Consider the following 12563-nt stretch of genomic DNA (forward strand, 5'->3'; position numbering starts at 1 on the left):
CCGGCTCGGGCGCCGGGCGAGTGAATCGCCCCTGCGCGCTCTGCGTGCCCTCGGTCGGGAACCGTGTGCTATCTCGGCCCGGCCGGCAGATATTGCTCCAAAAACCCGTAGCGCAGCGTCTCGAGGTGCACGCCGCTGATCCCGTGCTGCCGGTTCGGGTACTCCATGAAGCTGAACTGCTTGTTGAGGTCGATCAGCCTGTTCAGCAGCCGCTGCGTACCTTGGAAATGGACGTTGTCGTCGCCCGACCCGTGGATGATCAGCAGCTTGCCCTGCAGGCCCTCGGCAAACGTGATGGGAGAGCCGTTCCGGTAGCCATCCGGGTTGTCCTGCGGCAGCCCCATGTAGCGTTCCTGGTAGATCGAATCGTAGAGCGACTGGTCCGGCACCGGCGCGCCAGCCACGCCCACCTTGTAGAGATCGGGCGAGCGGAACAGCAGGTTGAGCGTCATCGACCCGCCGCCGCTCCAGCCGAAGACGCCGACGCGGGACAGGTCCACGTACGAATGTGACGCGGCCAGGGCCCGCACCGCGGCCGCCTGCTCCTTCGATGCCAGCACGCCGACCTCTCCGTAGATGATCTTCCGCCACGCCCTCCCCTTTGGCGCCGGCGTCCCCCGATTGTCGAAGCTCGCGATCAGATACCCATCGTCGGCCAGCGTTGCGGCGAGAATCCGTGCAGCCCCGCCCCAACTGTTGTTGACCGTGGTCGCGGCCGGCTCGCCATAGACGTTGACGACGATTGGGTACTTCTTCGACGGATCGAAGTTCGAGGGACGAATCAGCCAGCCGTCAATCTTCACGCCGTCCCCGATGTCGACCTGGAGCATCTCCGTTCGGCCGGCGAGGATCGGCGCGACCTTCGCCTTGAGGTCGGCGTTGTCCTGGAACACCCGCGCCACCTGGTGCCCGGGCAGCCGCACCAGGTCGGCTTCGCCCGGGGAATCGAACGCCGAGTGATTGTGGAACGCCCAGCGGCAGTCTGGCGACATCGTGTAACTGTGCGTGCCGCCGGCGCCGGCCGGCGTCACACGCTCGGTCTTCCCGCTGCCGTCGAGCCGCGCCCGATAGAGAGAGCGCTCGGTGGCGTTGTCGGGCGACGCGATGAAATACAACCAGCCTCCGTCCTCGTCCACGCCGGCAATCGACATCAGATCGAAGGGCTGCGTCGTGACCAGTCGCGCCTGGCCGTTCCGCGAAACGGCGTACGCGTGGCGCCAGCCGTCGCGCTCGCTCACGAAGAGAAGTCGCGCACCCTTCTCGAGCCACACGAAGGACTCATTGATGTTCACCCAGGCGTCGTCGTGGTCTCGGAACATTTCCTTCACGTCGCCGGTCGCGACGTTCGCGATGAGGACGGTGTTCGTGTTCTGGAGGCGGTTCAGATGCTGCAGCACCAGTTCCTGCGAGTTGCCGGCCCACGCCATTCGCGGAATGTAGATGTCGCGCGGGTTCCCCGGGGCCTTCACCCACCGAGTGGCCCCGCCTGTCGCACTCACCGCGCCGACGCGAACTGCCGCGTTCGTCTGCCCCGCCTTGGGATAGGGATACCGGGTGATGACCGGGTAGAGGGAGTCGGTGTAGTTGATGAGTGCGAACTCAGGCACGCCGCTCTGGTCGAACTGGAAATAGGCGATCTGGCGACCGTCTGGGCTCCAGTCGAATCCGTCGCGCAGCGAGAACTCCTCGTCGTAGACCCAGTCCGAGGCGCCGTTGATGATGTGACCCGAACCATCGATCGTGAGCCGGGTCACCGCGCTCGTCTTGACGTCTTCGACGTAGAGATCGTTGTCGCGAACATACGCGGCGCGTGTGCCGTCCGGCGAGAGCTTGGCGAAGAGCAGCCCCGACTTCGATTCGCCCCCGAGCCGCCGCCACGACTGGTCCGTCCGATCCAGGACCCAGCAGTCGTACGCCGTCTTTCGGATCAGTACCCGTCGCGCGTTGGCAGTGAACAGGATGCGGCGGCCATCGGAGTTCGCGCGGTAGTCGTCGAACGCCAGCGGCTTGCCGAGTTGCGGCGGCGTCAAGTGCGCCGCCGTCATCACGACGGATCGTGCCCCGGTTGCCGGGTCGTACCGGACGATTTCCATGGCGCCGGCAGCGTCGCGTTCCACCGCCTCGTAGGCCTGCCCGCCATCCACCCATCGTCCGCCCGCACCGGCGCGGCGGGGCCGTGCGCCGAACTCGGCATTCACCCGGCCAATCATGGCCTCCATGTTCTTCGAGAGCTGCGCCGTCGCTGGAACCGCTCCGAGGAGCGCGGCGGTGGTGACCAGGACGACGAGGGCGGGGCGCAGTGCGGGTCGGATCGTCATAAGGGTCCTCGCTCGGAATCGCTGGAGCGCTATTGTAGCGTGCTACACTCCGGCGCCGGAGTCCCGATGCACATCGAGGTGACACCTATGCCCGCATGCGCAAGATCCCTGTCGTCTCGTCGGATCGTCCTGGTGCTGGGTCTCGCGGCGGCGGCGGTCGCGGTGTCACGCATAGCCTCACCCACGACGGCTATCTCTTCATCGTCGAGGCGCCGGGCGCTGAAACGGCCAGGCGAATCGTCCCGGCCGAGCCCCTGATCGAGGAGTTCCTCGACACCCGAATCCCGGATGAAACGTCGCACTACAACCTGATCGTGGAGTGGGCCGAGCACCTCGCGCGGCGCGCACTGTCGAACGAGGTCATCACGCCCGGCCAGACGACAGTGGGCGACGTGCTGCATCTCGACTTCGGCCTGACCTACATGGGCCTGTCGAGCGACTGGCAGAAGATGGCGTACGTGCTGCGCGACGGGGAAACCGACGTGCCCGACGGCCTGAAGCGCGCGATGGCCGACACGAACACGCGCCAGGACACCCTCGCCCGGATCTCGTGGCCCGGCAAGACGGCGGGCCAGGTCTACGACGAGACGATGGCGGAGATGCAGGCGAAGGGCATCACGGCACAGATCTACTCGCACCCACTCGGAAACCAGGGGCACGGACTCGGCGCATCGGTCGACATGCGGTCCGCGGCACGCGACCCGAAGGCCGCGCCGAAGACGCTGCGGAAGGGGTCCTTCCTGGCGATGGAACTCAACACCCAGGCACCGCTGCCCGAATGGAACGGACAGAAGGTCACCGTGATGGCCGAGGATCCGGCCTGCCTGACAGACGAGGGATGGAAGTTCTTCCGGCCGCGGCAGGAGACGTTCTACGTGATCCGATCGAGCGCGCCGGCGCGGGCACCGTACGAGGATGGCCTGTACGCCGAACTCCGCACGAGCAAGGGCTTGATCACGCTGCAGCTGGAGTTCGAGAAGACGCCGGTGGCGGGGCGCGAAGACGCCGGCAACGGCGGTGAAGTACGTCGTGCGTCGCCGGGGCAACGTGCCGTGGCCAAGGAGGGCCAGACGCGCATCACTCCCGCTCTCGACGAGGCCCTCCTCGGCATGCGGGTGGGCGAGAAGCGGTTCGTGATCCCGCCGGAGACGACGCTCGTCTATGAGATCGAGGTCGTCGCGATCGAATAGGTCAGCCGAGCAGGTTCGCCGCCACGACGTGGTCGAGGGATATTTGCGACCAGGTCTCCATCTGCTCGCGGCGTTCGAGCAACTCGGGCAGCGTGAGGAAGCGCAGATCGGTGATGCACGCTTCGCCCTTGGAGACGTTCTCGTCGGTCAGTTCGCACAGGTGGATGACGCCGAAGTGCACCTGGCCTACCGGCGTCGTGTCGTCGTTCAACAGCGCAAGTGGCCGCGTGCGGAAGTGCCCGTCCATGCGCAATTCCTCGTGCAGTTCCCGCTGGAGCGCTTCCTCGTAGAAGTCGAGACCCGCCGCGAACAGACTCTCATCGCGATGGTTGATGTGGCCGCCGATGCCGATCGATCCCATGGACACCAGCCGCTTCTCACCTGAGCCCTTGCCGCGCACGTAGTGCAGCAGCGTCCTGGCCTTCTTGATCAGGACGTACGGGATGATCTGCTTGAGGGAGGGATCCTCTTCAGCTTTCGAGCGCGGCACGAAACGCGTGTGCTGGGCCTCGAGGATCCGGGGGATGTAGGCGGCCACGTCGGTCCGAATGCCATGGAAGGACCCGATCTCGTCGAGCAACGCCCGCGGAAAGCACAGCACCATCTCGTCGCGCATGTGACCGATCCTCCTGGCCGGTGAAGGCAGTTTCAAACCTATCGATTGTAGAGCCGCGCGGCCGGCCCCGCAAATGTCCCGCCGCCGACGCTATAATCCACTCTCGGGCAGAGACCGGTGAGGACCACACATGGACAAGAGAGTCGGGATCGTCACGGGCGGCGGAGATTGCCCGGGCCTCAATGCCGTGATCAGGGCCGTGGCGAAGGCGGCGGCGCGCCGCGGATGGGAGGCGATCGGCATCATCGGCGGGTACGACGGGTTGCTCGAGCCGCCCCGCACCCTGCCCCTCGACTACCACGCGCTCGACGGCCTGCTGGTGCGCGGGGGCACGATCCTCGGCACGGCCAACCGCGGACGATTCTCGGCGAAGACCGGCCACGGCCAGGAGCGCCAACTGCCCGTTGAACTGCTCGCGGAAACCAGGCGGAGCATGGCGGCGCTCGGCATCGACGCACTGGTGTCAATTGGCGGCGACGGGTCGCTGTCGATCGCGCAACAGATGCACGAATACGGCATCCCCGTGGTCGGCGTGCCGAAGACGATCGACAACGACGTCGGCGGGACCTTGTTCACGTTCGGATTCGCCTCGGCCGTGGACTGCGTCACCGACGCGATCGACCGGCTGCACACGACCGCAGAGAGCCACGGCCGCGTGATGGTCGTCGAGGTGATGGGCCGGTATGCGGGATGGCTCGCACTCTACGGCGGCATCGCGGGGGGCGCAGACGTCATCCTCATCCCGGAAGTGCCGTTCAGCTACGACGCCATCGTCGCGAAGGTCCAGGAGCGTGAGGCCAGGAACAAGCACTTCACTCTCGTCGCCGTCGCCGAGGGGGCGCGGGAGAAGGGCGGCGGATTCGTGACGTTGACCGAACAGCCGCAGAACCGCGAAGCGAGACTCGGCGGCATCGGCGCCGTCGTGTCGGCCGAACTCGAGCGTCGGACTGGCAAGGAATCGCGCGTCTGCGTGCTCGGCCACCTGCAGCGCGGAGGCACGCCGTCGCCATTCGACCGCGCGCTGTGCTCCATGTTCGGCACCGAAGCGATGGACCTCGTAGTGGCCGGAGACTTCGGGAAGATGGTCGCGTATCTCGGCACGCACGTTGGCGCGATCACCATCGCCCGCGCCGTCGCGAAGCTGAAGACCGTGCCTCCCGGCAGCGACATGTCACTCACCGCGCGCGCGCTCGGCATCTGCCTCGGCGACTGACGCGTCGGCCCTCCACCCGCAGTTCGTACGACGCGCCCGGCGGCACCTCCAGCCGAAGTACCGTTCGGTGACGATCCGCGGTTCGATTCTCGAGCGTCGCCGAGACGCGGCCGAGCGCACGATCGAACACGATCGGGGCGTCCGCCGCAAAGCCGTCACGATCGAGTTCCAGGCGGAGCGTCCGGACAGGGGAGCCGCCGGAGAGCATCGCGCAGAACCTCTGGCGCAGACCGTCGCGCGGTACGACGCTGGTCTGGCCGCCCTGCTCCGTCAAGGTGCCGCCGTACGCCATGAGGCCGAAGAGCGGGTCGTCGGACAGCCGGCGGCGACGCCGGGGCTGTTCACGGGCAACTGCTGGTCTGCGCTACGATGTGAACCTGGTCGACTGCATGTCATGCGGAGGAGGACGCCGTGCCCGAAGAAGTTGAAGTCCCGACCGAGAAGCTGCACGAGGCCATCCAGGAGGAACTCGAACACGAGGGTGGCCGGCTGCTGAAGCTGGCCGCACTCACGACAGCGTTGCTCGCCGCGTGCGCGGCCGTCGCCGCACTCGAGGCAGGCGGAACCATCAACGAGGCGCTTCTGCTGAAAGCCGATGCCACGCGCCTGCAGGCCGAAGCCTCCGATCAATGGGCCTACTACCAGGCGAAGGGCGTGAAGTCGGCGGTTGCCGAGGCGTCGCGCACATCCTGGCTCGCGATCGGGAAGGAACCCCCGGCCTCCTATGCCGAGCTGCAGGCCCGCTACGCGCGTGAGCAGGAGGAAATTAAGAAGGCCGCCGAGGAGAAGCAGCGGGAGCGCGACCAGAAGGAGCGCGAGGCAGACGCCCTGCTCCATCACCATCACCGGTACGCCGACGCCGTGGCTCTCTTCCAGGTGTCGATTGCGCTTGGGGCCGTCGCGGCACTCACCCGCAACCGGTTCGTCTGGATCGGCTCTGTCGGCATCGGCATCGCCGGGCTTGCCCTGGGGCTCGTGACGCTGCTGGGGTTGGCCTAGCAGCCACGAACGACTCGCCCCCAACGAGCGTCGCGGGGTGTGAAGCCTTCACACCCGATCCCGACAGACTGGTCGGGCGGGCCGATCCGCGACTGACGATTCCGACACCGCGCCGCCGAAATTGGCAGACGCGATTGCCTCGGCCAACCAGACCGAACGTGGACGCGGACCTGGCAGCGCGACCGGCCACTACCGACCGGGAATGTCGATGACAGTGGCTGATTGGCCGTCGCCCAGATCTGGCACAGCCCATGCTCAGAGTCCAGCGCCCCCCGCTCTGGCCCAGCCTGCCCCCGGCCGGCCGCGTACCTCGTCAGATCGCTGCATCCCGGGAGACGACCGTGGCGAGGAAAGGCGCGCCGATGAGAACGGGATTGGCCGCGGTCATGGCGCTGGCGCTGTTCGCCGCGACCCCCGCACGGACCATGGGCGCACCCCAGGTGCGCGTGTCGCCTGGTCCGCTCTCTGCCGCGCACGCCAAGCTCGACGACCTTGCAAACTGCGGGCGATGCCACGATCCGGCCCGCGGGCTGGCAGCCGAGCGCTGCCTTGCCTGTCACAAGCCGATTGCCGATCGAATCGTGCGCAGGAAGGGCGTGCACCGCGGAGTGACCGACGACTGCCGGCGGTGTCACACCGAGCACCGTGGCGTCGACGGCGATCTGCGGCGCCTCGACCGGCAGACGTTCGACCACGCTGCCGAGACCGGCTTCGTGCTCGACGGCCAGCACGCGCGAAGCGGCGTCACCTGCACCTCCTGCCACAAGAGTCGCAGCTTCGTCGACGTCCGATCCGACTGCGGCTCGTGCCACGCCGACGCGCACAAGGGCACGCTCGGGCGAACCTGCACGCCTTGCCACCGGACGACGGTTCCATTCAAGCAGACGCGGAACGACTTCGACCACGCCGGCGCGCGGTTCGTCCTCACCGGGGCGCACCTCGTGGCGGCGTGCGAGAAGTGTCACGCCGGTGGCGTGTTTCGCGGCCTCAAGTTCGAGGATTGCTCGGGCTGCCACAAGGTCTCTCACCGTCGGTCGCTGGGGCCGACCTGCGGGTCGTGCCACGTCACCGAACGGTGGGCGACCGCCGCGCGCGGGTTCGAGCACGCGAAGGCCGGTTTCGCGCTGGCCGGCGCGCACGCGAGGATGGCGTGCGCGAAGTGTCACGTGGCGGGCGTGCGGACCCCGCTGGCGCACGACCGATGCGCCGCCTGCCACGCGGACGCGCACCGCACCAGCGTGCGAGAGGACTGCCACAAGTGCCATGACGAGGAGAGCTTCCGGAAGGCCAGCTTCGATCACGGGGCCCGGACGGGGTTCGCACTCGCCGGGCGGCACGAGGGGCTCCCGTGCCGCAAGTGCCACACGGGGCTGTCGGCCCCGGACGTGCCGCTCGCCCTCAAGGTGCTGGACTTCCGCGGGGCGACCGGCCGCTGCGCGTCGTGTCACAGGGACCAGCACAAGGGCGAGTTCGGTCTCGTGTGCAACGCATGCCACGGACCGGCGACTTTCAAGGCCGCAGGGTTCGTGCACCCGCGTTCACCCGGGTTCTTCGCGGGCCGACATCAGGGGTTGGCGTGCGTGCGGTGCCACGTGCGCGCGTCCGATCCTCGCGGCGCCCGCATCGAGCCGGTGTCCGGCCGGGGGCAGGCGCTGCCGCCATCGATGGCCTGCAGTGGGTGTCACGTGGACGTGCACTTCGGCCAGGTGGAGGCGCCGTGCGAGCGATGCCACGCAGTGGATGCCGCGAAGTTCGCGCCCACCCGCTTCTCCCACGACGGCGGATCGTTCCGGCTCGCGGGCAGGCACGCGAGCATTGCATGCGCGAAGTGCCACCCTCTCCAGACCGCCGTGTTCCCGGCTGGCGCCGGGACGGCCATGCGGCTGAGGCCGGTGGCGCGAGACTGCCGGTCCTGTCACCAGGACCCGCACATGGGCCAGGCGGATCCCGATTGCGCGCGGTGCCACACGCTGACCTCGTTCACACTGGCCGCCTACGATCACTCGGGCCTGGACGACCTGTTCGGCGTGGCCACGCACGCGCACCTTCCGTGCCGCGCCTGCCACAAGGTCGAGACCGGCCGGTTCCCGGCGGGCTGGGGCACCGCGATGCGGCTCAAGGTCGGCCGAACCTGCCTCGAATGTCACCCGTGATTCCGACCGCGTCGCCCGCAGCCCCTTGGGGCTCGATGGCCGCCAGCAGCGGGCCCGCAGGCACGACCGCGCGAATCAGGGCAGCGACGCCGGGATGCGTTCGAACAACTGGATCCGCTTGTTCACCTGCTCGCTCACGAGAATGAGCCGGCGGGCGCGATCCACGGCAATGCCGGCGGGGAGTTGCATCTGCCCCGGCCGTTCCCCGAGTTCTCCCACCCACATCAGCGGCTGGCCGTCAGTGGTGAACATCTGGAAGTTGTTGAAGTCGGAGTCCACGACGTACACGACATTCTCGGCGTCCACGGCGATTCCCTTCGGCCGCCTGAACTGTCCGGGGCGGACGCCAAGGGATCCGAAGCTCGCGATCACGTGCAGGTCGACGTCGAACACTTCCACCCGGCAGTTCATGGTATCCGTCACGTAGACGCGGCCGTCGGGACCGCTGGCGACGCCCGTCGGGAAATTGAACTCGCCCAGGCCCGTGCCACGCCGGCCGACGGTTCGAAGCAGTCTGCCGGAACTGAGTTCGAAGACGAGCAGCGCGTGCCGCCGAGAGTCGACGACGTACAAACGGCCCCGGGTATCGTCCACCGCGAGCCCGCTCGGGGCGACGAGTTCCGCCCGCTGGCCGATGGCGGTCCGGAAGCCGAGGTCGGCACCGAAGACGAGGATCCGACCGAGGCCGCTGTCGCCCACGTAGATGTTGTTCGACGCGTCCACCGCCAGACCGACCGGCACCCGGAACATCGCCTGGCCCGACTTTGCCCCGATGGCCGTGAACGAGCGCCGCTCCGCGTCCATGACGAAGACGGCGGCCTGGGCCGTGTCGCTGACGATGACCCGGCCGAAGCCGTCCACGGCGACGCCAAACGGCTTCATGAAGCCGTTCGCGTTCCGGTTCTCGCCGGCTAATCGGTCCTTCCCGAGCAGCGCCTCCTTGAGCGACATCGTCTTGGGCTTGCGAACGGCCCCGACGTCATCACCGCCGGCATACGTCCTGACGTAGCGAATTCGTGGTTCGTCGGGAGGTCCCGGCCACACGGTCTGAACAGGCGTCGTCCTGAGATCCGGCGCCGGGGCCTTCCGCTCGGAGGCGGCCATCCCAACGAGTCCCACGAATAGAAACGCCACGAGCGGCAGTTCCTTCCGCAGTGCGAGGTTCGTCGTGTCTTGTTTGTCGTGGCTCATCATCATCCTGTCGCTCCCCAACGCCGGCGCGTACGCGCTCGCGAGTCGTCAATGACAGCCCGAGGCCGTCGTGCAGTTGCTCATTTGATATCCGTTCGGCGACGCCGCGGCCGTGAACGCCGTGATCCGGGCCGCGCCGTTGTTGAAGGGGGCCCGATCGGAGCTGAGCGCGATCAGGAACGGGCGGAAGCTGCCGTGCGGGGAGGCCGAGTGACACGCCTGGCACGGGCGCGACGCGTGGCTGCTGACGTTGTGGACGGTGTTCGTGCTTCGGATCGTCGACGCGCTGTGGCAGTTGAAACAGAACCCGGTAGCCACCGATATCGTCGGGCTGGTGGTGTTCCAGGTGGCGTTGGCGAACCGGAGCATGTAGGCGTTGGTCGAGCCGTGCGCGCCCTGCGGGACCGAGGCCCCCGTCGTCTCGTTGTTCCCGTGGCAGTCGGTGCAGTACATCCTCGTCGCGCTCGTCGTGGTATTCCACGGGGCAAGAAGGTTGGTGGCCGGCACTCGCAGGTGGGGCGGACCGACGACCGGGTGGTAGCTCCGGTTGTTCGGATTGACGGCGGCGGCGACGTCGGTTTCCGGACCGCCCGACGGGGCGTTCGGCGGCGTCGGGCCGAATGCGTACGACGAGTGGCACTTGAAGCAGATCTGGTATTCGCGCGCCGCCGAACCACTGATCGTATAGCCGGACTGCGACGCAGAGGTCATCGGGTAGGTGCCGGTCAGCGGGAGCGCGGCAGGGTACGTGGCCGGCTCCACGCCAGAGACGCCCGCAAGCACCCCCGAGGCAATCGAATTGACTCCCGATGCGTGCAGCCCGGATGAGGCGCCGTGCGAGTTGTGACAATCCGCGCAGTCCACGTGCCGCCGGGCGCCGGAGAAGTTGGACGGCGAGGTGCGGACCTCGGTCGAATCGTGGACGATGGTCGCGGTCGACGTCTCGAGGGGGTGTCTGTAGGTCCTGGCGAACACCGGCGCGAGGTTCTTGGCGGCCACCGCCGTGCTCCCGTGGCACTGGAAGCAGACGTCGCGCTGATTGACGGCCTTCAGCAGGCGTTCTGCCTGCGGCGCCGAGTGGGGGCGATGGCAGGCCTCGCAGCCGTTGTCGCCGACCGTCCCATAGCCGGTGTGTGCACCCAAGCCGGCGATGCCGCCCGTGCTCGCCGTCGTGTAACTCTTCGTCGACGTGGCGTGCGAGGACGACGTCCACGACCAGCCGCTGCCGCTGCGCCGGTGGCACGTCACGCACAGGGCCGATCCTTGATTCACCTTCACGAGGAACTTGCCTGTCGTCGAATCGAGTCGCTGACTGTGCGGGTCGTGGCAGGCGACGCACTGAACCATCCGCGTGCCGGACTCGAGGCGCACGGCGTCGCTCGACGGCGGATCGACGACCTCCGTGTTCGCCGGGTTTCGAGCGAACGACACGGGGTGGTCGTTGGACAGGTCGGTCCCGAGACTGGCAGTCGCCGGAACGAACGGTCCTCCGGCCATCGCGATGGTTCCGTTGTTGACGGTCGCGTTCACGGCGATGGTACCGTCATGGCAACTGAGGCACAGCTTGGCCGATCCCGACGGCTGTGGAGCGCTCGTGCCCGGGAACGTGTTGAATGTCCCCGCGGTCGTGCCGGACTGGTAGGAACTGCTGCCGTAGGTCGTGTAGCTGGCGGCGCTCGGCGCATGGTTCCAGAGCTGGCGTGCCGGCGAGGCATTGTGCGGCGTGTGGCAGAAGACACACGGCTGTGTCTCCAGCGTCGCCCGGCTCGCGGCGCCGCCAGTCACCGAGAGGTCGTGCTTGGAGCCGACCACGTCGCTCGGCTTTCCCTGGCCGCCCGCGACCGTCGCGGCGAGGACGGCCGCGATCGCGACCGCTCCGGCGCGCCTCATCCGACCTTCAGTGCGCATCTGGCCGACTGACATACTGAAACACCTGCACTCGCCCGTTGAGCGTGTCGGCGACGAAGATCCGGTTCGACGAATCGATGTGCAGGGCGCTCGGCAGCGAGAACTCGCCGGCCGCCGTTCCGCTCTGCCCAACGACGAGCAGCAGGGCTCCGTCCTGACCGAAGATCTGCACGACATCGTGCATCGCCTCGGCGATGTAGATGTGGCCGTCGGAATCCACGGCCACCCCTTTCGGCTTGTCGAAGTCGCCCGTGCCGTTGCCCCGCTTGCCGAACTCATGCAAGTAGGTGCCGTCGGCTGCGAACACCTGGAGCCGCGCGTTCATCGAATCGACAACGTAGAGACGACCGTCGCGGGCGACCGTGATGTCCGTCGGGTAGTTGAACTCTCCCGCAGCGGCCCCCCGGCGGCCGAAGACCTGCAGGACGCGTCCCCCTGGACTCAGCACCGTGATCTGGCACGCCAGTGTGTCCACAACGAAGAGGCGGCCGTCTGGCGCCACGGCGATGCCCGTGGGCCGCGAGAAGATGGCCTCGCCGTTCACGACGCCAAGTACCGTCTTCCGCTTCCCGTCCGGACCGTACCGGTAGATGCGCCGCTTTGCCGAGTCCGCGACATAGATGTCCTGATCGACGCCAACCGCCACGCCGACCGGCGACACGAACGGCGCCGGTTCCAGGTAGGAGTACTTGCGGGCGCCCACGTCCACCACGTGCACCATGCGCTGGTCGGGATCCGCAATCAGCAGGCGCCCCGCCGCATCCGTGGCGAGACCGCGGGGGTGCAGGAATCTGGGCTGGCGCCGTCCGCCCACCACGACGGCCAGCGCACGAGCGAGCCATGACCGGCCGGCGCCCACGTCGTGCGGCCCGCTGATCGCGGTGACGAATCGCACGCGGGCAGGATCGGGCGCGGCGGGCCAGACAGGTCCCTGCCCGGCCGGCGGTGACCACGCCGCGGAACCGGCGCCAACAG

9 protein-coding genes are annotated in these 12563 nt (G+C 67.9%); 4 read left to right on the plus strand and 5 right to left on the minus strand.

Annotation, left to right across the window (positions count from 1 at the left end; genetic code table 11):
• Positions 1–68: 68 nt before the first annotated feature.
• Positions 69–2318 carry a S9 family peptidase gene (locus tag VGK32_04800; protein ID HEY3381063.1) on the minus strand — a complete coding sequence of 750 codons (2250 nt, stop codon included), beginning with the start codon at positions 2316–2318 and terminating at the stop codon, positions 69–71.
• A 95-nt stretch (positions 2319–2413) separates the two neighbouring features.
• Between VGK32_04800 and VGK32_04805 the strand changes: the two genes are divergently transcribed.
• Positions 2414–3508 (plus strand): M24 family metallopeptidase, encoded by a 1095-nt coding sequence (locus VGK32_04805; protein HEY3381064.1) that lies wholly within the window; start codon positions 2414–2416, stop codon positions 3506–3508.
• A 1-nt stretch (position 3509) separates the two neighbouring features.
• Here the strand turns inward: VGK32_04805 and VGK32_04810 are convergent, their stop codons facing one another.
• A complete protein-coding gene (locus VGK32_04810) occupies positions 3510–4124 on the minus strand; it encodes a hypothetical protein (GenBank protein ID HEY3381065.1) in 615 nt (204 codons plus the stop codon).
• Positions 4125–4254: 130 nt separating this feature from the next.
• Between VGK32_04810 and VGK32_04815 the strand changes: the two genes are divergently transcribed.
• The 3 genes from VGK32_04815 (at position 4255) to VGK32_04825 (ending at position 8489) form a co-directional block, all read left to right on the plus strand.
• On the plus strand, positions 4255–5337 hold the full coding sequence (locus tag VGK32_04815) for an ATP-dependent 6-phosphofructokinase (GenBank protein ID HEY3381066.1): 1083 nt from the start codon (positions 4255–4257) through the stop codon (positions 5335–5337).
• A gap of 411 nt (positions 5338–5748) precedes the next feature.
• Entirely contained in the window at positions 5749–6336 is a 588-nt protein-coding gene (locus VGK32_04820) for a DUF4337 domain-containing protein (GenBank protein ID HEY3381067.1), read from the plus strand.
• Positions 6337–6698: 362 nt separating this feature from the next.
• Positions 6699–8489 (plus strand): hypothetical protein, encoded by a 1791-nt coding sequence (locus VGK32_04825; GenBank protein ID HEY3381068.1) that lies wholly within the window; start codon positions 6699–6701, stop codon positions 8487–8489.
• A gap of 75 nt (positions 8490–8564) precedes the next feature.
• On the opposite strand, the gene VGK32_04830 is transcribed toward VGK32_04825, so the two are convergent.
• The 3 genes from VGK32_04830 to VGK32_04840 all read right to left on the minus strand — a co-directional run.
• Complete coding sequence (locus tag VGK32_04830; GenBank protein ID HEY3381069.1) at positions 8565–9686, minus strand: 6-bladed beta-propeller; 1122 nt, start codon at positions 9684–9686, stop codon at positions 8565–8567.
• A gap of 42 nt (positions 9687–9728) precedes the next feature.
• Positions 9729–11570, minus strand: a complete 1842-nt coding sequence (locus tag VGK32_04835) for a cytochrome c3 family protein (GenBank protein ID HEY3381070.1) — start codon at positions 11568–11570, stop codon at positions 9729–9731.
• A 7-nt stretch (positions 11571–11577) separates the two neighbouring features.
• On the minus strand, positions 11578–12563 hold a 986-nt coding region (locus tag VGK32_04840; GenBank protein ID HEY3381071.1), incomplete at its 5' end, for a 6-bladed beta-propeller.

The organism is Vicinamibacterales bacterium, assembly GCA_036504215.1.
Taxonomy (GTDB): Bacteria; Acidobacteriota; Vicinamibacteria; order Vicinamibacterales; family Fen-181; genus FEN-299.

Coding starts and splice junctions, on each gene's coding strand:
- VGK32_04800 (HEY3381063.1), bottom strand. CDS start 2,318: ATGACGATCCGACCCGCACTGCGCCCCGCCCTCGTCGTCCTGGTCACC.
- VGK32_04805 (HEY3381064.1), top strand. CDS start 2,414: ATGCGCAAGATCCCTGTCGTCTCGTCGGATCGTCCTGGTGCTGGGTCT.
- VGK32_04810 (HEY3381065.1), bottom strand. CDS start 4,124: ATGCGCGACGAGATGGTGCTGTGCTTTCCGCGGGCGTTGCTCGACGAG.
- VGK32_04815 (HEY3381066.1), top strand. CDS start 4,255: ATGGACAAGAGAGTCGGGATCGTCACGGGCGGCGGAGATTGCCCGGGC.
- VGK32_04825 (HEY3381068.1), top strand. CDS start 6,699: ATGAGAACGGGATTGGCCGCGGTCATGGCGCTGGCGCTGTTCGCCGCG.
- VGK32_04830 (HEY3381069.1), bottom strand. CDS start 9,686: ATGATGATGAGCCACGACAAACAAGACACGACGAACCTCGCACTGCGG.
- VGK32_04835 (HEY3381070.1), bottom strand. CDS start 11,570: ATGAGGCGCGCCGGAGCGGTCGCGATCGCGGCCGTCCTCGCCGCGACG.